18 protein-coding genes and 1 pseudogene are annotated in these 20957 nt (G+C 67.8%); 14 read left to right on the top strand and 5 right to left on the bottom strand.

What is annotated here, in order from left to right; all coding sequences use genetic code 11:
* Positions 1 to 73: 73 nt before the first annotated feature.
* Positions 74 to 2131: an ArnT family glycosyltransferase gene (locus tag NK1_RS19085; RefSeq protein ID WP_063010438.1), complete on the top strand. Its 2058-nt coding sequence runs from the start codon at positions 74 to 76 to the stop codon at positions 2129 to 2131.
* Between the two features lie 46 nt (positions 2132 to 2177).
* Here NK1_RS19085 and NK1_RS19080 read toward each other — a convergent pair whose 3' ends face one another.
* The gene (locus NK1_RS19080) at positions 2178 to 2882 is read right to left on the bottom strand and encodes a DUF8020 domain-containing protein (RefSeq protein WP_063010436.1); all 705 of its coding nucleotides are present in this window, start codon (positions 2880 to 2882) and stop codon (positions 2178 to 2180) included.
* A 212-nt stretch (positions 2883 to 3094) separates the two neighbouring features.
* Positions 3095 to 3709, bottom strand: a complete 615-nt coding sequence (locus tag NK1_RS19075; protein WP_063010434.1) for a TetR/AcrR family transcriptional regulator — start codon at positions 3707 to 3709, stop codon at positions 3095 to 3097.
* A 151-nt stretch (positions 3710 to 3860) separates the two neighbouring features.
* Between NK1_RS19075 and NK1_RS19070 the strand changes: the two genes are divergently transcribed.
* From NK1_RS19070 to NK1_RS19060, 3 genes are read left to right on the top strand one after another with little or no spacing between them, the layout of a single operon-like run.
* Positions 3861 to 5237: a flavin-containing monooxygenase gene (locus NK1_RS19070; protein ID WP_063010432.1), complete on the top strand. Its 1377-nt coding sequence runs from the start codon at positions 3861 to 3863 to the stop codon at positions 5235 to 5237.
* Positions 5234 to 6175 (top strand): alpha/beta hydrolase, encoded by a 942-nt coding sequence (locus tag NK1_RS19065; protein ID WP_063010430.1) that lies wholly within the window; start codon positions 5234 to 5236, stop codon positions 6173 to 6175. The genes NK1_RS19070 and NK1_RS19065 overlap by 4 nt, the downstream gene beginning before the upstream one ends.
* A 56-nt stretch (positions 6176 to 6231) precedes the next feature.
* Positions 6232 to 6975, top strand: a complete 744-nt coding sequence (locus NK1_RS19060; protein WP_063010588.1) for an SDR family NAD(P)-dependent oxidoreductase — start codon at positions 6232 to 6234, stop codon at positions 6973 to 6975.
* On the opposite strand, the gene NK1_RS19055 is transcribed toward NK1_RS19060, so the two are convergent.
* The 3 genes from NK1_RS19055 to NK1_RS19045 all read right to left on the bottom strand — a co-directional run bounded on the left by NK1_RS19055 (position 6972) and on the right by NK1_RS19045 (position 9745).
* Positions 6972 to 7400 (bottom strand): DUF6508 domain-containing protein, encoded by a 429-nt coding sequence (locus tag NK1_RS19055; RefSeq protein ID WP_063010428.1) that lies wholly within the window; start codon positions 7398 to 7400, stop codon positions 6972 to 6974. The genes NK1_RS19060 and NK1_RS19055 overlap by 4 nt on opposite strands.
* 83 nt (positions 7401 to 7483) lie before the next feature.
* Entirely contained in the window at positions 7484 to 8989 is a 1506-nt protein-coding gene (locus tag NK1_RS19050; RefSeq protein ID WP_063010426.1) for a bifunctional phosphatase PAP2/diacylglycerol kinase family protein, read from the bottom strand.
* 48 nt (positions 8990 to 9037) lie between these two features.
* Positions 9038 to 9745 (bottom strand): MerR family transcriptional regulator, encoded by a 708-nt coding sequence (locus tag NK1_RS19045; protein WP_063010424.1) that lies wholly within the window; start codon positions 9743 to 9745, stop codon positions 9038 to 9040.
* Positions 9746 to 10068: 323 nt separating this feature from the next.
* Between NK1_RS19045 and NK1_RS19040 the strand changes: the two genes are divergently transcribed.
* The 10 genes and pseudogenes from NK1_RS19040 to NK1_RS35405 form a co-directional block, all read left to right on the top strand.
* On the top strand, positions 10069 to 10491 hold the full coding sequence (locus NK1_RS19040; RefSeq protein WP_157104346.1) for a hypothetical protein: 423 nt from the start codon (positions 10069 to 10071) through the stop codon (positions 10489 to 10491).
* Between the two features lie 45 nt (positions 10492 to 10536).
* On the top strand, positions 10537 to 11427 hold the full coding sequence (locus NK1_RS19035; protein WP_063010422.1) for an ROK family protein: 891 nt from the start codon (positions 10537 to 10539) through the stop codon (positions 11425 to 11427).
* Between the two features lie 225 nt (positions 11428 to 11652).
* On the top strand, positions 11653 to 12804 hold the full coding sequence (locus tag NK1_RS19030; protein ID WP_210743544.1) for a GAF domain-containing protein: 1152 nt from the start codon (positions 11653 to 11655) through the stop codon (positions 12802 to 12804).
* Positions 12805 to 12890: 86 nt separating this feature from the next.
* A complete protein-coding gene (locus NK1_RS19025; protein WP_245660663.1) occupies positions 12891 to 13901 on the top strand; it encodes a conjugal transfer protein in 1011 nt (336 codons plus the stop codon).
* 18 nt (positions 13902 to 13919) lie between these two features.
* Complete coding sequence (locus NK1_RS19020) at positions 13920 to 14189, top strand: hypothetical protein (RefSeq protein ID WP_063010418.1); 270 nt, start codon at positions 13920 to 13922, stop codon at positions 14187 to 14189.
* Entirely contained in the window at positions 14179 to 14703 is a 525-nt protein-coding gene (locus NK1_RS19015) for a hypothetical protein (protein WP_063010416.1), read from the top strand. Before NK1_RS19020 ends, NK1_RS19015 begins: the two co-directional genes overlap by 11 nt.
* Entirely contained in the window at positions 14703 to 17228 is a 2526-nt protein-coding gene (locus tag NK1_RS19010; protein WP_063010414.1) for an ATP-binding protein, read from the top strand. The genes NK1_RS19015 and NK1_RS19010 overlap by 1 nt, the downstream gene beginning before the upstream one ends.
* Before the next feature lie 12 nt (positions 17229 to 17240).
* Positions 17241 to 19814: a hypothetical protein gene (locus NK1_RS19005; RefSeq protein ID WP_063010412.1), complete on the top strand. Its 2574-nt coding sequence runs from the start codon at positions 17241 to 17243 to the stop codon at positions 19812 to 19814.
* Positions 19815 to 19862: 48 nt separating this feature from the next.
* On the top strand, positions 19863 to 20693 hold the full coding sequence (locus tag NK1_RS19000; RefSeq protein WP_157104345.1) for an NlpC/P60 family protein: 831 nt from the start codon (positions 19863 to 19865) through the stop codon (positions 20691 to 20693).
* 2 nt (positions 20694 to 20695) lie between these two features.
* Positions 20696 to 20957: pseudogene (locus NK1_RS35405) on the top strand (hypothetical protein); the annotation flags it as partial.

Genomic DNA, 20957 nt, shown 5'->3' with positions numbered 1-20957 from the left:
CCCACCTCCGGGCGCGATCCTCGATGCAACGGCCGCGGCAGACAGCCCGGCGAGCGAGGCGGAGGAGAACCGTATGACGATCACAGAGGCGCCGCGTCGGCAGGCCGAGCCGACCGGGTCGCCGCCGCAACCCGCGCGGTGGGGAGCCCTCCTGTCGGGCCCATCCGACCAGCCGCGATGGGCTCGGCCCGGATTGCTGGTGCTGCTCGTCGCGACCGCGTTCCTGTACCTGTGGGGTCTGAGTGCGTCCGGATGGGCCAACGACTTCTATGCCGCCGCCGTGCAGGCGGGCACGCAGAGCTGGAAGGCGCTGCTGTTCGGATCGCTCGACTCCGGTAACGCCATCACCGTCGACAAACCGCCCGCCGCGCTGTGGGTGATGGGCTTGTCCGGTCGGCTGCTCGGATTCGGTTCGTTCTCGCTGCTGCTGCCGCAGGCGCTGATGGGTGTGGCGTCGGTCGGGCTGGTGTACGGGGCGGTGCGGCGCTGGAGCGGTCCGGCGGCCGGTCTGATCGCGGGTGCGGCGCTGGCGCTGACTCCCGTCGCTGCGCTGATGTTCCGCTTCGACAACCCGGACGCCCTGCTGGTGCTGCTGCTGGTCGCGGCGGCCTATTGCACCGTCCGCGCCACCGAGAAGGGCAGTGGCCGCTGGCTCGGGGCGGCCGGGGTGGCGGTCGGTTTCGGCTTCCTCACCAAGATGATGCAGGCCTTCCTGGTGCTGCCCGCGCTGGGCCTGGTGTTCCTCGTCGCCGCGCCGATCGCGCTGCGCGCCCGGATTCTCAAACTTCTGGGAGCCGTTGTCGCGCTGGTGATTTCGGGTGGCTGGTTCGTCGCGCTGGTGAGCTTGTGGCCGGCCGATTCGCGCCCCTACATCGGCGGCTCCACCGACAACAGCCTGCTCGAACTCGCCCTGGGCTACAACGGCCTCGGCCGGGTGATGGGCGGCGAAGGCAACGGCGGTGGCGGCGGTGGGGGCGGCAATACCGGATTCGGTGGCAGCACCGGCATCACCCGCCTGTTCGGCGACTCTATGGGCACCGAGATCTCGTGGCTGCTCCCGGCGGCACTGATCGGGCTGGTGGCCGGGCTGTGGTTCACCCGGCGCACACCCCGCACCGGACGCATCCGCGCGAGCCTGCTCCTCTGGGGCGGCTGGCTGCTGGTCACCGGCGTGGTCTTCAGCTTCATGCAGGGCACCATCCACCCCTACTACACCGTGGCCCTGGCGCCGGCGATCGCCGCGCTGGTCGGCACAGCGGTGGTGGAGCTGTGGCGTGGACGTGAATTCCGTTCGGCGCGTGCGGCATTGGGTCTGATGCTGGCGGCGACCGGCGTGTGGAACTTCGTCCTGCTGGATCGCACCCCCGACTGGTATCCGGCGCTGCGCTGGATCGTGCTGGCCGGCTCGATCGTGGTCGCGGCGATCCTCATCGCCGGCGCGCACGCCCTCGGCAAGATGACCGTGGCGGTCGCCGCGGCCGGACTGCTGTTCGGTTTCGCCGGCACCACCGCCTACGCCCTGGAGACCGCGGCGACCCCGCACAGCGGCTCGATCCCGACCTCCGGGCCCAGCAGCGGCCACGGCATGGGCGGGTTCGGTGGCGGCGCGCCCGGAGGTATGACTCCCGGGAATGCCCCGGGATCGGCGACCGGCGGTACAGCGCCCGATGGAACTGGTTCGGGGACTACGGATTCGGCCTCCGGCGGATCCACGAACGCGCAACCGCCCGGCAGTACCGACTCGACCGGTGCGCGCAACGGCGGCCCCGGCGGAGGCAACTCCGACAACACCGCCCTGCAGGAACTGCTGAAGAGTGCGACCAACCGCTGGGCGGCCGCCACGGTCGGCTCCCAATCCGCGGGCAGCCTCGAATTGTCCACCGGCACATCGATCATGGCGATCGGCGGCTTCACCGGCAGCGACAACTCGCCCACCCTGGCCCAATTCCAGGACTATGTGAAGAACGGCGATATCCACTACTTCTTCGCGGGCGGCGGCCCTGGCGGCCGTGGTGGGCCGGGCGGCGGCTCCGGCAGCGCGAGCGAGATCACCACGTGGGTCGAATCGCACTACACCGCGATAACGGTGGGCGGCACGACGGTCTACGACCTGACTCAGCCCACCAGCTGACGACGAAAATCGGGCCCCGCGATCGCTCGCGGGGCCCGATTCGTGTTCAGTTGCTCTCGCTGTCGTGGGTGTGCTGTTCGTAGGGCTGGTTCATGGTGTGCTGGAACTTGATTGCGGAGGCGATGCCGACGGGGATGCCGAGGAGTGCGGCGCCGAGGATGGCGCCCATACCGCCCAGGACGCCCGCCCCGGCCAGGCAGCCGGCGATGAGGGTGAGTCCGGCGGCGTCGAGGACGGGCGCGCCGAACACCGCGCCCGCTATTGCTCCGACTCCGCAGCCGACCGCCAGGCCGATGAGGCCGCCGGTCATGGTGCCGACGCTGGTCGCGAGGCCGAATTCGTTGATGGCGGCCTGAATCGCCGCGTCGAACCGTTCGGTTTGCGGATCGCCGTCGATGTTCTCGAGGTGTAGTTCCGGTGTCGCCGCGCGTGCCGCCGCGCGCACCTCGGGCGCGGCGTGGACGGCGGCCAGGGCCTTCGGCTCGGTCGCGAAGGCCGGGACTCCGGCGACGGTGGCGCCGGATGCGTCGCGCACCTGGAATTGCCCGCCCGCCGCGACGAGTGTGGCCGTGCCGGTCTCGATGACCACGGACTGATCCGCGGTGGAGCTGGTGTACTGCACGCCCGGCATGATCTCGGTGCTCAGGACGTGATCGGCCGCCGTGGGCGCGGCCGATGCGATAGCCGAACCGGCGCCCAATGCGCCCACCACCGTCATCGCCGTGACGGTCATGCGGGTGATCTTGTTCATGTGATCCGTGTTCCGTTCTGTGTTCTGCGCCGCCCCGGATGGGAGCGAGATCAGACACTAACGGAAACGATTTCCATTTTCCATTCGGGGCTCACGTGCGCGGCCCGCCGTGGACAACGCTCGAACCCCCAGCGGCGCTGCGGCTGGGGGTGAGCGGGTGGCGGAGCGTATCGAGTGATGGTGCGGCAGTGGCGACGGGCTCGTGCCGCTCGTCAGGCGGAAGTGCCGCGCTCGGGGGCCGCGCGCAGGGCGGGCAGGAGATAGGTCCGCAGATGGTGGCCGACCGCGACCGGATCGTCCGGGTCGATGGTGTCGCCGGGAACCGTGCCCAGGCTGATCAGGATCCGGGCCACCCACTCCGCGACTTCGGCCAGGTCGTGGCCGGGGTGTACTTCGCCGCGCTCGGCGGCGCGGTCGATGTAGGGGCGCCAGAACGCGGCCAGGGCGGGGACGAGGGCGGTGACGCCGGCGCCGGCGCACGCCGCGAACTCCTCGGGTTCGGAGGAGCGCAGCCGCATGAGCAGCGCGCCCGGATCGTCGTAGGCGCCGCGGCCGATGCGCACGCCGATGGTGAGTTGTTCGGCGAAGGTGTCGATGCGGTCGAGTTCGGCGCGCGCGTCGTTCCACCAGGTGTCGGTGAGCCGCACGATCGCGGCGCCGATCAGCGCGGGTTTGTCCGGGAAGTGCCGGTACAGCCAGGCGCGCGAGACGCCCGCCTCCTCGGCCACCTCCATCATCGTGGTGGCTCGAATTCCCTTGGCGGCCAGTAGCTTCTGTGTCGCTTCCAAAAGCCGGTCGACCACCGTCGTGGTTGCCGTCTCGCTCATCCGCCGCCCCTTTCGCCGCACACCCGCACCGGTGCGCTGTCGACCGGTTTCGGGAAAACCCTAGCAATGTGTGGACAGATCTGAGAATGTGTCTACTAGTAGACACTATCAAGAATCTGTCTACACGCCCCACGGCGTGAAAGGAGTGGTGATGTATCAACCGCGTACCGCGGTCATCGGCGCCGGAATCAGCGGTCTGACCGCCGGCAAGATGCTCGGCGACTACGGGGTGCCCTATGTGTGCTTCGAATCCTCGGATCGAGTCGGCGGTAACTGGGCCTTCGGCAATCCGAACGGGCACAGCAGCGCATATCGCTCCCTGCACATCGACACCTCCAAACATCAGCTGTCGTTCCGCGACTTCCCGATGCCCGAGGAATTCCCGGACTTCCCGCACCACACCCAGATCAAGCAGTATCTCGACGATTACTGCGCCGCGTTCGATCTCTACCGTTCCATCGAATTCGGCAACGGTGTGGAACACGCACGGCGCCTGCCGGGTGGCGGCTGGGAGTTGCGCACCCAGCGAAACGAGGTGCGCCACTTCGATTTCCTGGTCGTTGCCAACGGCCATCACTGGGATCCGCGCTATCCGGAATTCCCGGGCGAATTCACCGGTCGCGCCATGCACGCTCACCACTACATCGACCCACGCACCCCGATGGACTTCTCCGATCAGCGCATCCTGGTGGTCGGACTGGGTAACAGTGCCGCCGATATCGCGGTGGAGCTGTCGTCGAAGGCGCTGGGCAACAAGCTGACGCTGTCCACCCGCTCCGGCGCCTGGATCGTGCCGAAATATATCGCCGGTAAGCCGGCCGACAAGTATTACCGCACCAGCCCGTACATTCCGTTCTCCTGGCAGCGCAAGGTCGCGCAGTGGGGTCAGCCGCTGACGGCGGGGCGGCCGGAGAACTACGGCCTGCCCAAGCCGAATCACAAATTCTTCGAGGCGCATCCGACCCAGTCGGTGGAACTGCCGCTGAGGCTGGGTTCGGGCGATGTGATCCCGAAACCGAATATCGACCGATTCGACGGCGCCACCGTGCATTTCGCGGATGGCACCGCCGACGATTTCGACATCATCATCTATGCCACCGGCTACAACATCACCTTCCCGTTCTTCGACCCGGAGTTCATCAGCGCTCCGGACAACAAGATCGACCTGTACAAGCGGATGTTCCTGCCCGGAATCGAGGATCTGGCCTTCGCCGGATTCGCTCAGTCCACCCCGACCCTGTTCCCGTTCGTCGAATGTCAGGCGCGGTTGATCGGAGCGTATGCGGTGGGTCGCTACCGGTTGCCGTCCGCGGAGGAGATGCGGCGGGTGATCGTCGCCGAACAACAGCACTACACCGGCCATATGGTGCCCAGTGCCCGCCACACCCAGCAGGTGGACTACTTCCTCTACGAACACGATATGCGGGCGCGCGAGATTCCGGCCGGCGCCGAACGGGCGCGGCTGGCGGGGCCACCGCCGTGGGCGCGAGTGGCGCAGGCGGATCGACCGGTGGGAGTGGCGCAGTGACCACGTATCGGCAGGTCGATTTCACCTCCGGCGGAACCACGTGTGACGCATGGTTTTTCGAGGGCGCGGCGGACGGCCCGTTCGACGGACCCGAGGGCCGCCCGGTCGTGGTGATGGCACACGGATTCGGTGGGACGAAGGATTCCGGACTGGAACCGTTCGCGCAGCGCCTCGCCGCGGCCGGACTCGCCGTCTTCGCCTTCGACTACCGGGGTTTCGGCGCCTCCGCCGGTGCGCCCCGGCAGCGGGTCTCGATGGCCGCGCAGGCCGAGGACTACCGCGCCGCACTGTCGGCGGCCGCACGGCAGCCCGGTGTGGATCCGAATCGTCTGGTGGCATGGGGCATCTCACTGTCCGGTGGCCATGCCCTCACCGTCTCCGCGGATCGCTCCGATATCTGCGCGGTGGTGGCTCTGGTGCCGCTGGTGAACGGATTGGCCGCGGGCCGAGTCGCTTTCGCGCAGGTCGGCGCGGCGGCGATCGCGAAATCCACGGTGTCGAGTGTGCGCAGCGCCCTGGCCGGACGCTTCGGCGGCAATCGGGTGATGATGCCGCTGGTCGGCAGGCCCGGCGAGCATGCCGCCCTGACCGCCGACGGCTATTACGAGAGCTATACCGCACTGGCCGGTCCGACCTGGCGCAACGAGGTCGACGCGGCGATCGGGCTGGAACTGGGCAACTACCGCGCCGATCGGCGGGCCGCGCGCATCACCGCGCCGGTACTGATGCAGATCGCCGACTTCGACCGCGCCGCGCCGGCCCATGCGGCGGCCAAGGCCGCCTTCGCCGCACGTGCCGAGGTGCGCCACTATCCGTGCGACCACTTCGACATCTTCGCCGGCAACGACTGGTTCGAACCCGCCGTCGACCATCAGGTGCACTTCCTGACCCGCCATCTCGCCGCGCAGCGCGCGAGCACTCAGGAGGCGCGGCGATGAGCACGCCCGGCGACGCGGCGAACGTGTCCGAAACCCCCGCGGGCACCCGGGGTACGATGGTGATCGGCGGTGGTTCGGGTATCGGCCGCGCCACCGGACATGCGTTGGCGCGCGACGGTTTTCGTGTCGTGGTCGCCGATGTGAATCTCGAGGCGGCACGGACGGTGGCGGCGGAGATCGGCGGTGCGGCGAGCGCAGTGGCGCTCGACGTCACCGACGAGGCCTCGGTGGCCGCCGGCTTCGACGCGAGCGGCGACCTCCACGCGGTGGTGAACTGCGCGGGGCTGTCGCTGCCCGGCCCGATCACCGAACTCGAACTGGCACACTGGAAGACGACCGTCGACGTCTGCCTCACCGGATCTTTCCTGGCGATCAAATACGCGGGCCGCCATCTCGCCGACGGCGGATCCATCACCTGCATCGCCTCCCTCAACGGCCGCCAGCCCGGCACCGGAATGGCCGGTTATTGTTCGGCCAAGGCGGGTGTGCTGATGCTGGTGGAGGTCGCGGCGCTGGAGTTGGCCGAGCGCGGCATCCGGGTGAACGCGATCAGTCCGGGCCTGGTCGACACGCCGCTGGTCGCCGGAATCGCGTATGTGCCGGGGTTGACCGAGGAATACCTCGAGAACACCCCGCTCGGGCGCAGCGGTCGACCCGAGGAGATCGCCGAGATGGCGGCCTTCCTGGCCTCCGACCGGGCGAGCTGGATGACGGGTGCGGCCGTCGATCTCAACGGCGGCGCGCATCTGAAGCGCTATCCCGACGTCCTCGCCCGGGTGCGCGCGCTGGCCGAGGATTAACGTGCCGCGTGCGGGTAGGTGTGCTGATGCAGGCGGTGCAGCAGCGCCTGCATCAGCCCCGACTCGAAGGCCGACGCCAGCGTGCCCTCGGTGAAACGGTCCGCGCGGACCAGCAGGGTGAGGTATTGCAGGCACTGCTGGGCCGTGCAGGTCGCCAGCACCGCGCGGTCGCGGCGCTGGATCACCTGCTGCCCTTCGTCCCAAGCGCCCCAATTGAAGTGGGTCAGCAGCAGATGCCGATCGACCAGGAAGCGCACCACCTCGTCCAGGACCGGCACCTTCGGTGACCGGGCCGCGGCGGCGGTGCCGGAGGCGGCTTTGTCGACCCGGCACACCAGATCGGTGAGCACGCCGCGGTCGTGTGCGGTCAGCCGCGCCAGAGCGGCCTCGGCGGATTCGACCGTCGTGGGATTGGCCTGCGTCACGATCCGACACCTCCATCATGTGAAAACTAGGGATTTCATACCATGAGGTGTGTACTTCTTCTCGGCGTAGTCTCCCGGGCCGGCTAGCGGCGGTGTCCCGAATCGCGGTCGGCAACCCGGAATACCGGCAGTGTCGCCGGATCGCCGATGAACTCGAAAGACGCACCGCGCGTGTCGACTTCGCCGTCGGTGGCCAGCGAAATCGGCGGTCCGTCCACGCGGACCCGCAACTTGTCCGCACGCCGATGGACGTAGGTGGGCGAATCACCGAGAGTGCCGGTGAGCGAGGCCCAGATCAGTCGCGTTCGCGAGAGCCGCCGATCCGCCCGCAGATACCGGATATCGAGTCCCGCGCCGTGCAGATCGGTTCGGGCCGTGGGCACTTGGTCGCCGGGGCGGTAGGTTCCGTTGCCCACGAACAACATCCACACCGAGGCCGGCTCGCCGTCGATGGTGGCGCGCAGCGGCTGGGCGCGCACGAGTACGCAGACCATCGCCACCGCGGCGGCCGGCCATTTGCCGATGCGATGTTCCCAGCGTTCGCGCAGCCGGACGAAATCCGGATAACCGCCCAGGCTCGCGGTGTTCACCAGCGTGCGTTCGCTGCCGTCGTCCAGGCGCACCCGCGCGGTGTCGGCCAGCGCCAGTTGGCCGGAGGAGAGCGCGATGACGGTGGCGGCGATATCCTCGACACCGACGTCGCGGGCGAAGTGATTCAGGGTGCCGCCCGGGAAGACGGCCAGCGGGAGCCCGTGTCGCACAGCCGCTTCCGCGACCGCCGAGACCGTGCCGTCGCCGCCCAGAACGCCGAGGGCGCGAATCGAACCGGATCGCACTTGGGTGTCGATCTCGGCGTCCAAGTCGATGTCGTCGCCGAGTTCGAGCAGGACCGCCTCCGGCAGCTTCCGGATCAGGTCGGCCAGCAGTCCGCCGCCGTTACCGCTACCGGCATTCGGATTCGCGACCAACAGCAGGCCTTCGCCGCCGATCAACGGTTCGATCCGCTGTGCCGGGCCGACCGTCGCGGGTTCGTCGCGACGCACCGCCCACCATCGCCTGGTGCCGACCGCGACGGCGGCGCCGAGCGCCGCGCCGGCGAGCACATCGGTGGGCCAGTGCACGCCCACGTGCACCCGCGAATACGCGACCGCCGCCGCCACCGGCGCCACCGCGACCGCCAGCGCCGGCGATTCCAGCGCCACTCCGGTGACGAAGGCCGCGGCCGAGGCGGCGTGGCCGGAGGGGAACGACGAGGAGATCGGCGGCGAGATCAGGCGCCGCATCTGCGGCACCGCCTCGGCAGGGGGCCGGCGCCGCGGGAACAGTGGTTTGCCGACGCCGTTGGCCAGCCCACTCGCGATGCCGACGGCGACGAGTCCGCGTGCCCCGGCACGGCGGGCAGGCGTGGTCCCGAAGGCGATGGCACCCACACCCGCCGCGATCCACAGCCGATTGGCATTGGCGGCGTGGCTCAGCGAGCGCAGAACGGTATCGGCGGCACTCGGCCGCAACCGCGCGCTCCGGTCGACCAGTCGCCGATCCAGCGTATTGATTCCGCGAACCCGCCGCGGGACGAGAGGCCTGCGCATTCCCAGAGCCTACCGGCCCGGTGCGACAGGCACGGCGAACAACCGGACTTATCGGGCAGCTTCGTTGGGTGCGGGCAGTTCCGCGTGCCGGGCGAAGGCTTGGTCGATGAGTTCGGAGGCGGCGCGGGTGACGATCAGGCGGGCGATGGCCACCTCGGTTTCCAGCCGCGCGCGGTCCTTGCTGTCGCGCCGCGAGCGCTCGTAGGCCTGCCCGGCCAGGCAGTAGAACAATTCGGTGGCGTAGCGGTCGGCGATCTGGTTGCAGTCCGCGCGCAGCCGCTCGACGAGCTGGAAGGCGGTGGTGTCGGGCACCCCGCTGTCGATGAGGCGCGCGGCGAGGTCGCCGCAGCGCGGATTGGCGACCCGGTAGGCCTCCAGGGGGTCGGAACTGCCGGCCAGCGCCTGTTTGACGTAGTCGGGCAGATCCGCGAGCGGATCGTCGTTGTTCGGCTTCTCCTGTGCGGCAACAGGTTCGCGCTCACCCGGACCGTCGCTGACCCCGAGGACGTCGGCGAGCCCGTCGCCACGATCCCATGCCTCGAGCAGTTCCCGGATTCCGTTGAGTTTCATACCCCGGCTGAGCAGCCGGCTGATCGTGTGCAGCCGCTCCAGGTGATCGGATCCGTAGTAGCCGATGCGGCCCCGGACTTCCGGTGACGGCAACAACCCCCGTTCGTGGTACACGCGGACACTGCGCACGGTGGTGTCTGCTGCCCGCGCCAGCTCGTCGATCGTGTACTCCGAGTGCACAGCCATACCTCTTAGGAAATCACAACTTACCCCGTAGAAAAACGGACCGTACAAAAACGTCCCGTTAAGTGACGATACATCCGTGCAACGACTTGGTCAATGTGCCGTTAAATAGCGGCGGAAGTGGTTGCTGACAGCCGAATCGTGGGTTAACGTGCCGAGTACAGCAGTTCGCTGCTGGTTGCCGGGGACTGTTGAGCAGCCCCGATGCCCGCCCGACCATGGGCCACGTCTGCGAACCACACGGTGATTGCACACGTGTGTCCTCGGCATCCCCGGAGACGGAAATGAGCACAATCCACTCGCGTCGGCTTCCCCTCGGATCCCCTGTGCCGACTGCACTTTCACCTCTACCCGCGCCGCCGGCGACGGTGCGCTCCGCGCACCGGCCCCCCTGCGCGGACGGCCCCGACGACTGGGATCTCGACGTGGGCAACCCCGAATCCTGGCGCGCCGCGGTGCGGATCTGTTCCGGCTGCCCGCTGCTGACCGAATGTTCGCAGCTCGCACAGACTCTCATCACGCGCGGTGACGGCCCCCGCGCGATGATCTGGGCCGGAGTCGCCTACGACAGCGCGGGCAAGATCGTGGAGAACCTGGACCGCCACCGCACCGCGCCGATCGACCACAAACGCCCGCTGCGCATCATCCGCACCGGCGCGCGGCCGGTCTGTGCCGAACCCGCGCCGCCCACACCACGGCGGCGTATCGTGCTCGGGCATCGGCTGCGGCCGACCGGGATCGGCGCGTGACGAACGCGCCGATGGATGGAAACGATTGTGGCGGTGGGTGACTGAATGACGGTTCTGGCTCTGCAGATCGGTGCGGACGGCTTCGCGGCGTGCCGGGTGGCCGACGATGTCGAGGAAGACGACGTCCGTCGCGTTCCGATACCGGCCGCCGGCACCTGGGAAGTGTGCCGCGACCTGCTCGTCGAGGCGGCCGAGGGCCAGGACGTCACCGCCGTCGGAATCGCCTCGCCGGGCCCGATCGACATGTCCGCCGGTGTGGTCGCGCCCGTCGAGATACCCGAGTGGCGAACCGGTTTCGCGCTGACGCAAGCGGTGGGCAAACTGTTCCCGGCGGCGAATGTGCAGATCGGTCTCGACGGAGTCTGTATGTCGCTGGCCGAGCGCAACTTCGGGGCCACCAGTGACGTCATGGACGCGCTGTCGGTGCTGGTCTCCGACCGGATCACCGCGGGCGTATCGGTGGGCGGGTTCTCCGTCGTCGGTCGCACCGGCAACGCGGGACATTTCGGCCACGTGCTCGTTCCGGGCTTCGACGATCCCTGTGAATGCGGTGGTCGTGGCTGTGTCGAGGCCGTGGCCGGCGGGCGGTCGTTGCTTCGCTGGGCGCGGGCCCAGGGCTTCGGCGGCACGACCGTGGCCGAACTGAACGCCGCGGCGGCGGACGGGGATTCCGTGGCGGCCGAGGGCCTGCAGCGGGCGGGCACGGCGCTGGGCCGGGCCATCGCCTCGGTGGCGCCCCTGCTCGACTTCGACCTGGTGGTGCTGGGCGGCACGGTGTCCAAAGCCGGTCCGGCGCTGTGGAAACCGCTGAACGCGGCGGTGGCGACGCACGCCCGTATCGGCTTTCTCACCGGGCTGCGGGTGATCCCGTCGGAGATCGACGACATCGGCGTGCTGGCCGGCGCCGGAGTGCTCGGCATCATGGCCGGCGGCTGAACCGAACCGTACTCGTACCGAAGAGCCGATACCGGAGCGTGTTTCACCCTATGGTGGGATGAAGTGCTCCGGTCGGTTTGTTGTGCCCTCCGTCGGCTCACCTGCTACCTGCGGAAATGCCGAATCCTGTTGATTGAACCGCTATCTAACGGTACATTAAACAGGTAACGAGCTGACTCGTCGGAGTCAGATCCCCCGGAGGAACGGCTGGTACGGGCGAGCGCGATGCGAAGCGACGCAGTAATCCCATGGATAACCATTGAGACGTTGATGCCGGACGTGATGACGGTGGCATCGGTGGGGGAGACGCCGCGTGAGTTCGCGAGCTGGCAGCGAGTCGTGCAGCGGGTGCTGACGAAGATGCCGGCGGTATACGACAGCCTCACCACCGCGCGGCTGGCCGATGCCCTGTATTCGGCGCGGGACCGGGCCGAGGAGGTGGATCTGCGGATCCCGACCCGGGCCGGGCACCACGAACTGAAGCTGCGGCCGGTCTTCGGGCCGGCCGGCGACGTGCACGGCCTGCGGCTGTGGATCGGACCGGCCGCGGCCACGGTCGCCGAGCCGCGTCCCGCGGTCGGCGCGATCTGGGATCTGGACTCCCAGACCGTGCAGCAGCCCAGCGGGATCACCCGATTACCCGGCGTGGACGTGCAGGAATATGTGCCCCGGATGTCGATCGCCGAGGTGTTCCACCGGATGACCGCCTTCGATCGCCACTCCGAAGTGCTCGATCTGCTCTACGAGCCCAAGGCCGGCGCCAAGATGCAATTCGACGTCGCGGTCCCGCACAATTCCGGCAGGCCCGGTCGCTGGCGGGTGACCATCCGCGCGCGCGACGACGACCGCACCCGTGGCGCGTGGTGGCTGATCGAGGATGTGTCATCCGACGATCAGCCCGCGACGTGGTCGACGCTCGAACGCGTCGGACTGCGCGAGGCGCATCGACGAGCCGGAACCCATTTGGCGGTCATCGAACTCGAGCACACCAGCATTTCGCACTGGCTCACCGATCCGGCGCCATGGATGCGCTGGGATTACCTGTTCCGTCCGGTGGATGTCTTCCATCCCGACGACCGTGGCCGGCTGATCGAACTCAGCGGACGGCTGGCGGCCGGGGACACGGCCGGAGTGACCGTGCGAGCGCTCAATTACGGCGGCGGCTACACACCGACCTCGATGCTGCTGTATCCGTATCCGGGATATTCGACGCGGCAGCTGGCCATCGCGCAATTGGTTCGGGTCGCCGACGACGTCCCCATGATGGAACCGCATCGCGAGGCGTTCGCGGCGCGGCACCATCGGGTGCCGATCGGTTACGACGATCAACTTCAGCACCGGCTCGCCTTTCGCATGAATCGCAGCCCGGTGTATTGACGCCCACGCCGGTATCGCCGGCGGAGTTCCCATCCCGGGGAATACTTGAAACGGGTAACGTGGTGCAGCTCTCTACCATTTCGAGAGTGCGGACATCGGCTGGCAGACGGGCGGATTCGGGCGAGGAGTTACTTCGCCGGATGGCCGCTCGCCGCCGCCGCGACAACGCCGTATTCGCCGTCCTCGCCGTGCTGGCCGTCCTCGGTGGCGGGCACGCGGTACTGAGCTGGTTCGCCACACCGCCGCCGGGGCCTTCCGACGCCACGACCACCACGATCATCGGAAATGCGCAATTGGCGGAATCGTTCGCGCAGGAATTCGTGGTGACCTATCTGTCGGCGACGAACGGGCAGCAGGAGAAGCTCGCCGAATTCGTCGACGCTCAGCAGATGACGCTCCCGTCCACACCGCGGCAGGTCTCCGATCCGATCGTCGTCTTCGCCTCGCGCAGCATCGGCAACAGCAGTATGGACGTCTGGGCGGTGACGGTTTCGGTCCGGGTCGCGAAAACCGGTGCGGCGGGCGGACTTCGCGAGTACTACCGCGTGCCGGTCTCGGTCGCCGCCGACGGTCGCCGCCGCGCGCTGGCACTCCCGTCGGCGGTCGGCGCGCCCGGCCGCGGCAACGACCTGGTGCTGAACTACGAGATCTCCTGCGGCACCGACACTCCGCTGGCGCAGGTGGCATCCGGATTCCTGGCCGCCTACCTCACCGGCTCCGGCGACGTGGCCCGCTACGTCACGCCGAACTCCGGGATCGCGGCCCTGCAACCGGCCCCGTACACGGCCGTCGAGACGACCACGGTGTCGTCGGAGGACGCGAGCTGTGGTGCGAGCGCGGGCTCGGCGAAAGTGCTCGCCACGATCAATCCGAAGGCCGGCGCCGGCGCCGCCCCGACTCTGGCCTATCCGCTCACGATGATCCGCAACTCGGGACAGTGGCAGGTGCAATCCATGGATGCCCTTCCGGCCCTGCGCAACCCGATGGCGGTCGTCTCCGGCGCACAGACGCAGGACTCCGCCAAGGCGTCCGCTTCCGGCACTCCGACCACCGCACCGTCGACCGCGGTCTCGGTCCCACCGGCGACACAGAACTGATCCGGAAAGGACGGCGTCATGGGAAGTCAACTCGGCTACATCCTCTTCAACATCCTGCAATTCGTGCGCTGGGCAGGCATCATCATCATCGCGATCGCGGGAATGGCGCTGCTCATCTCCGAGGGGGTGAAATCGAAACTGTCCCCCGGAAAGGTGCTCGGCGTCGCGGCGTCGGCCATCGTGGCGGCGATCCTGTTCTGGATCCTGCCGACCGTGGTGAACTACGCCCGGGTGGACTCCAACCGCATCGTGCCGGACCAGCCCGTCGGCGGAGTGTATGGCCACTGAGCTGATCAAGGTCTACACGCCGATCAAACGTGTCCCGATCATGATCGGCAAGGCCCAGAACGGGCAGAAACTTCCGTTCGGGCCGTATACCCTGCCGCAGATCATCTCCGGCGTGGTGGTGATCCTGATCGCCTCGGTCCTGGCGATGGCGTTGCCGATCAATCCGGCGGTGACCTTCCTGATCGGGGTGGCCCTGACCGTCGCCGTGGTGTTCGGCATCGGCCTGATTCCGTACACCGGTGTCCGGCTGACGTCCCGCGTGATGTGGGTGGGACGGTTGATCCTGTTTCGAAAGCCGGTGTCCGCCTCCGGAATTCCGGTGACCCCCGACTCCGCGCGGCACACGATGTACGTCGAGGAGAGCATCGTGGTGATCCTGCCCGATCGACGGGCCGACCCCGTGGAGCCGCAACCACCGCGGACCCGTGTGCTGCCCGGGAATGTGCTCGACAGATGGAGTAGGACGTTGGCGAAGATGAGCGACGACAGTGTGCCCGCCGGGGAGCGTGGCTGATGGCATTCGTTCGCGATCTACAACCGACCGCTGCCGTGCGCGGGAATCTCCAGTTCACGCACGCCGGACTGGTGACCGCCACCTATTTCATCAACCCCCTCGGCTACGGACTGCGCCGGTCGGGCGACAAGTACAACGTGAAATCGGCACACCACGCGCTGGTGAACAGCCTGCCCGCCGGCTCGCTGCTGCTGGGCATTCAGGCCCGGCTCAATACGCTCGACGTCCTGAGCAAAATGGTCGAGGGCGTGGACCTCGACGAATGCGAGGACTACGCCCTCGAGGTGGTCGCCTCCTACGAGCGGGTGCAGGCGATCCTGCCGCAGACGCGGATATTCCTGCTGAGCATCCCGGTGGGCAATGCCGCCGCCGGGATCTCCGGGCTGTCGCGGATGTGGCGCAGTGGTTCCACCGCGGCCGACGTCTCGTCGATCTCGCGAGAGTCGCTCGATCAATACGACGAGAAGGCCAACGAGATCCTGTCCCGCATCGGTGGTGACTTCGATCCGGTTCCGGTGCCGGCCGCGATATTCCAGTGGCTGTGGGAGCACTATCTCTCCCGGGGCGCCGCGGGGGATCCGGTCGCGCCCACGCGGGCGGGAGTGATCGACGACGCCACCGCAGCGGTGTTCCGCTCCGCCGCCCTCGACGAGGGTGCCCAGGCCGACAGCCGCCGCCTGCGCCCCTCGTTCGTGCCGGTGATCAAGGTGGTCCAGCCGGACTACGAATTCCGTCCGTCGTATCAGGCGATGCTCACCCCGCACGCATTTCCCTACGGCGGCATGCCTTTCCCCGGTGGCAGCGAATTCCTCGGTGTGCTCGAAGGATTGGACGACGTCACCGTCGATTGGGCGATGCGAGTATCGACCAAGCCGGCCGAATCCGTGCTGAAGAGTAATGAACTGAATCTGCGCCGCCTCGGTGAACAGATGGATCAGCGCGACCAGGAGATCTCGTTCGCACAGAACACTCTGATGTCCAAGGCGGCGATGCTCACCGAGTACAACCATCACTTCGAGGTCAACAGCGGCGAATCGGAGGTGTCGTTCACGACGGTGATCGCGGTCGGCAGTCCCTCACACGAGACCACGATGGACGCGGTGAACACGCTCAAGCGCCGCTACAAGCGTTTCCAGGTCGAGATGACCGCACCGCTGGGAGCGCAGGTCGACCTGTGGTCGATGATGATTCCCGGCAGCCCGCACCGCCGGGCCTACGACGACTTCGCGCACATCCTGCCCTCGGATATGTGGGCGGGGTTCGTACCGTTCACCACCAGTCAGATCGGTGACGACAGCGGGCCCGTCATCGGGGTGAATCTGCTCTCGGGCAATTACGAGCCCATCCATTTCGGGATCATGGAGGCGGCGCTGCACGATCTGTCCGCCTCGTTCGCCGTCACCGGCGAATTGGGTTCGGGCAAGTCGTATTTCCTGAAACTGATGGCCGTGCTCGTCCACGATATGGGCGGGCAGTTCCTGGCCATCGACCGCAGTCAGGTGGGGGAGTGGGAATACTTCGCCTCCTCCATCGACAATGCCGTCGTCATCGATCTGAGTAATCCGACCGTCTCGCTCGACCCGTTGCGATTGTTCGCGCCCCGGGTCGCGGGCGAGCGGACACTGGATTCCATTCTGCCGCTGCTGGATCTGTCGCCGACCAGTGGAGCCGGTGCGGCGATGAGCAGTCTGCTCACACCTCGCGGCATCGCCGAACACGGCATTCGCAGCATGCTGGACCTGCACGATGTGGTCTGCCGGTTGCGCGACGGCGGCGCCGGTGACGAATTCGCGGATCTGGCCGCGCGCCTGGGCACCATTCTCGATCGGGTTCCGGTGCTGTTCGACCCGACGCTGCCGGTACTGCGGCTCGATGCCGCCGCCACCGTTGTGCGCAGCCACAATCTGGCGCTGCCCACCGCCGAGGAATTGACCACCCCGCACCTCTACAACCGGCTGCCGCTGACCAAGCGGCTCGGCACCGCACTCTACGAACTCGTGGGAGTCGCCGCGCGCGAAGCGTTTCTGTCCGACAACGGCCGGTTCGGTCTCCTGGTCGGGGACGAGGCCCACCACTTCACCCAGACCCATGTCGGATCGGCCGTGACATCCGATTTCAGCCGCGACGGCCGAAAGCACCTGGCCGCCATCGGTTTGGCGTCCCACGACCCGGCCACCGACTTCCAGGGCGCGGCACACAACCTGATCCCGAACCGTTTCGTCTTCCGGCAGCGCGACGAAACGCTGGCGCGCAACAGTTTGCAGTGGTTGGGCGTCGACCTGGACGAGACTCCGTTCCTGCTGCAGGTGCTGCGGGAGGAGACGTCACCGCCCAGCGGGCCGGGACGCACCGTGCCGGAGGAACGCCGCGGCGAGATGTTCATGCGCGATGCGCTCAACCGCATCGGCCGCGGAAAGGTCTTCGGCCCGGCCCGGCCCGATCGCGCGGAGGCGATCGGCAGTACGCCGCAGACCGCGGGAGCAGGTGCGCGCCGGCCGGCGGTGGCCCGGCAGGTTTCGGTGTGAGCGGAAGTCCGGATGAGTAGCTCTAGCACCGTCTTCGACCGCCGTCGCGGTCCGCGACTATTCGAGAACGGTCCCCGCCTGTTCGACGCCTCGCGGCAGCTCGAGTTCTGGGACGCCGAGCAATGGCAACCGCGCGTGGTCGCCCGCCGCTGCTGGCGCCGGCTGACCTCGACCCGGCGGCGCCGGTGGATCACCTGGTCGGCGATCGTCGCGGTGGTCTTCCTGGTCGTCCCGATGGTGGTCGGCGCGGTCGCCACCGCGGCCGTCGAGACCGAGACCGAGGGACCGGGCGGCAACAGCGCGCTGGGCTGGACGAAAGTTCGTGACTCCTACGGTGTTTCGCTCGCCGATTACGTCTACGCGACCAACCACGGCGGCATCCTGCATCCCGGCAACACCGGGCTGGCGATCGTGCTCGGCCTGCTTTTCGCCTTCTTCATGGTGCTGGTGACGCTGCCGACCTGGATGGTCGGCTGGGTGCTCGACTTCGGCTGGATGAATGTCTTCAGCGCACCGTTGAACGGAGTGGCGCACGCCCTGTCGGGGCAGCTGGCGACGCCGATCATGTTGGCGACCTTCGCGTCCTTCGGTGCCTTCTTCGCCGCCTACTTCTTCCAGCGCGGTTTTCACGCCAAGGCCGTGGTCCAAGTGCTCACGATGCTCGTGGTCGCGGTGATCGGACCGGTCTATCTGTCCGATCCGCTCGGTGAGGTGCTGTCCTCACACGGGCTGCTGGCCGAGGGACGCAATGTCGGACTGTCGGTGTCGGCGGGATTGAACGGCAACAGCAATCCGGATCCGTCCGCCATGGTGCCGACCCTGCAGGAGGATATGGCCGACAATTTCGCGCGCCGCCCGTTGCAGGTGTGGAATTTCGGCCACGTCGTGGACGATCGCCCCGGATGCGCGGCCGCCTGGTCGGCCGGTGTGCGGTCGGGCAGTGAAGGCAAGATCAAGGACGGGATGAAGTCGTGCGGGGACCAGGCGGCCGCTCGCGCCGCCGACAACCCGAGCTTCGGGCAGATCGGCGCCGGTCTGCTGCTGCTGATCACCGCGACGATTCTGCTCATCTTCGCCGCCTATCTGTCGCTCAAGATCATCTGGTCGGCCCTGGACTCGGTGTACTGGGGAATCATGACGATCTTCGGATTCGCCGGTGGCGGACTGGTTTACGGTCCGACCCAGACGTTCACCGTGCGCGCGGTCGTGCACGGCATGATGTCCGCGGTGCGCATGTGCGTCCAGATCATCGCGCTCGGGGTCTATCTCCTGTTCTTCGGAGATCTGTTCCGGCAGGCCAAGGGCCAGGAGATGTCGGTGTTCGTCATCGGCGCCGTCGTCATGATCGTGGGTCTCCTCCAGTTCAAGCGGCTGACCGCCAGCCTGGACAGCGGAAACGAATGGGTGGCCAACAGATTCGCGCTGGCCATCCAGAACCCGGGCCGAGGCGGCGGTGGCGGCGGTGGTGGCGGGGGCCATGCGCTGGGGATGGGCGAGATGGGAGCGCACCACAAGTTGGGCAGCGGAACGATGATGGCCGTCATGGCCGGCGCGAGCACCATCTCGAATTCGCCTCTGACCGAATGGTTGCTCGGCGCCCTTCCGGGCGGCTTTCACCCGCAGTCGAGGATGAAGAAGTTGATGGCCGAAGCGCAGGCCGGCGCGTGGGTGGACGAGAAGCGATTCGGCGGCAAGCGGGGCTGGTACGTCCAGTCGATGGCGAAGTGGGAGGCCTTGAGCCAGGAGGCGCGTAGAGGCGCACGCGCATACGGGGGTTCCCGGGGGATCGAATCCATTCGCGGGATGGCCGGCGCCATACAGGGTGTGCTGGATGCGGATGGCGGTATCGCCGACGCGCACGGCGCGATGCTCGGTGCGGGGCTGAAGAACGACAGACTGGGCCACATCGTCGGGCGATCCCGGAAGATAATCGCCGACAACGCCAGCAGTGAGAGTGTGGCGGACAAGGACCTCAGCCTGCTGGTCGCCGCGCTGCGGCGGACCCAGAACTCGGCGCGTCTGCTCGTCAACGGGAAGGGCGATGCGGTGGAAACCGCCGCCGATTTCGCGAATCTGGAACAGGCATCGCGTGCGTTCCGGCGGATCAAGCGTGGCGGTGTCACCTTGGACGGCGGGGCGGCATCAGGCGTCGAGCGGGACTTCGTCAAGGACTACATGCTGAACCCCACGAAAGAAAAGATCGTGGCACTGCAGGCTGTCATCGATGGTGACGACCTCACTTCGGCGGCTTTCTCCAGCAACAGAGCTGCTCAGCACCTGAGCAGCGTGGGAATCAACGGAACCAGCAGGCTGTCTCGCGAACGTGCGGCTCGAATGAGCCAGTGGATCGGCAACGAGCACGCCAAGGAAATCCAGAAAGCGACCGAACATCTGATGAAGGATGTGACCGATGCCGACCGGATCAGAGACCTGAGGACGCTGGTCTTCGACGCGGTGAATACCGACCACTGGGCCAGCGGTGCTCAGGGAACTCCTTGGAATTCGGTGGCCCCGAGGGGCCAGAACAACGCCAACCCCAACTGGGAGAGCCGAATGGCCGAGGTCGCGAGATATCTACAGCCGTAGGACGAGGTCGGAAGGTACGCAATGCTGGGTCGGTTCATACTCCTTTCGTTGATCCCGGCGTGGGTGTGGATCGGGCTGCTCGCGGTCGCGGCGCTGTTCGGCTTGGCCACGGTCCTGGTGGTCGCCACCGACAGTTCCGGCTCGGCGGCCTCGGCGGATTTCCGGTACCAGTGCGACAGTGCGCTGGGACCGGACGAGGAGAGCACTCCCGACACCGGCACGGACATCGGAACCACCGAGACGATCCAGCCGTCGGATATTCCGACCACCAATCCCTTCGCCGAACTCACCATCGCCCCCGATGATTCCGAGGTGTCGGGATGGGAGCGCGATTGCTTGACGGCGATGCAGTCCGCGCCGTACCAATTGCCGGCGCTGCGAACGGCCAATGCCGGTGCTGCGGTCGACTGCGCGCGTCAGGTCGCGCTGGCGCAGGTGGGGCAGTCGATGACGGCGGCCGTGCTGGCGAAGAACGTGATCTACCAGGCGTCGGCGGTGTGGACCACGGGCCGATGCGGGCTGCTGGGCGCGGCGCCCGGTGATCCCGCCGCGAGCGCGGGGCGCGCGGGCGCGGAATCCGCGCCGTCGGCCGGCGGTTGCGGGCGGACCGCGCAGAGCCCCGGAGCCGATGGCTCCTCGGTCGTCGTTCTGCCGGATACCGTTGCCGCACAGGGGCTGTGCGGGCAGCGGGTCGAAACCGACCGGGTGTCGGCCGGGGATCTGGTGTTCTGGGACTACCGGTCGCATATGCCGACCAGGGTGGGTATCGCGGTCGGCCCGTCCGCGGTGGTGACCGCCGACCCGATATCCGGCGGCGTGCTGGAGACCGGCATGCCCAGCGGTGCCGGGGTACGAGTGAAACGGGTCCTGGGGAGCTGATCATGACCAGTGCGGAAGTGTGGCATACCGGCCTCGACCCGGTCCCGGAACCGGAGTCGAATGCCGAGCCCGAACGCGACGGTGAGAATCCGCCGAGTCCGGGCACGCCGTGGACGAAGCCGGGGCAGCGGAAGCCGGGCGGATCGGGTGCATCGGCACCGCAGGCTCCCGGTTCCGGTGCCGCGCAAGCGGATCCGAGCAAGCAGGCTGCACCGGGAGAGGGAACGCCCGCTGCTCCGCCGGCCGCTGCCCCGCCGGCCGCCG

It is taken from the genome of Nocardia kruczakiae NBRC 101016 (assembly GCF_001612965.1).
GTDB lineage: Bacteria > Actinomycetota > Actinomycetes > Mycobacteriales > Mycobacteriaceae > Nocardia > Nocardia kruczakiae.
Note: the sequence above shows the minus strand (reverse complement) of the source record. Positions and strands in the feature narration are given on the sequence as shown.

Coding starts and splice junctions, on each gene's coding strand:
- NK1_RS19085 (WP_063010438.1), top strand. CDS start 74: ATGACGATCACAGAGGCGCCGCGTCGGCAGGCCGAGCCGACCGGGTCG.
- NK1_RS19080 (WP_063010436.1), bottom strand. CDS start 2,882: ATGAACAAGATCACCCGCATGACCGTCACGGCGATGACGGTGGTGGGC.
- NK1_RS19075 (WP_063010434.1), bottom strand. CDS start 3,709: ATGAGCGAGACGGCAACCACGACGGTGGTCGACCGGCTTTTGGAAGCG.
- NK1_RS19070 (WP_063010432.1), top strand. CDS start 3,861: ATGTATCAACCGCGTACCGCGGTCATCGGCGCCGGAATCAGCGGTCTG.
- NK1_RS19060 (WP_063010588.1), top strand. CDS start 6,232: ATGGTGATCGGCGGTGGTTCGGGTATCGGCCGCGCCACCGGACATGCG.
- NK1_RS19050 (WP_063010426.1), bottom strand. CDS start 8,989: ATGCGCAGGCCTCTCGTCCCGCGGCGGGTTCGCGGAATCAATACGCTG.
- NK1_RS19045 (WP_063010424.1), bottom strand. CDS start 9,745: ATGGCTGTGCACTCGGAGTACACGATCGACGAGCTGGCGCGGGCAGCA.
- NK1_RS19035 (WP_063010422.1), top strand. CDS start 10,537: ATGACGGTTCTGGCTCTGCAGATCGGTGCGGACGGCTTCGCGGCGTGC.
- NK1_RS19030 (WP_210743544.1), top strand. CDS start 11,653: ATGCGAAGCGACGCAGTAATCCCATGGATAACCATTGAGACGTTGATG.
- NK1_RS19020 (WP_063010418.1), top strand. CDS start 13,920: ATGGGAAGTCAACTCGGCTACATCCTCTTCAACATCCTGCAATTCGTG.
- NK1_RS19015 (WP_063010416.1), top strand. CDS start 14,179: ATGGCCACTGAGCTGATCAAGGTCTACACGCCGATCAAACGTGTCCCG.
- NK1_RS19010 (WP_063010414.1), top strand. CDS start 14,703: ATGGCATTCGTTCGCGATCTACAACCGACCGCTGCCGTGCGCGGGAAT.
- NK1_RS19005 (WP_063010412.1), top strand. CDS start 17,241: ATGAGTAGCTCTAGCACCGTCTTCGACCGCCGTCGCGGTCCGCGACTA.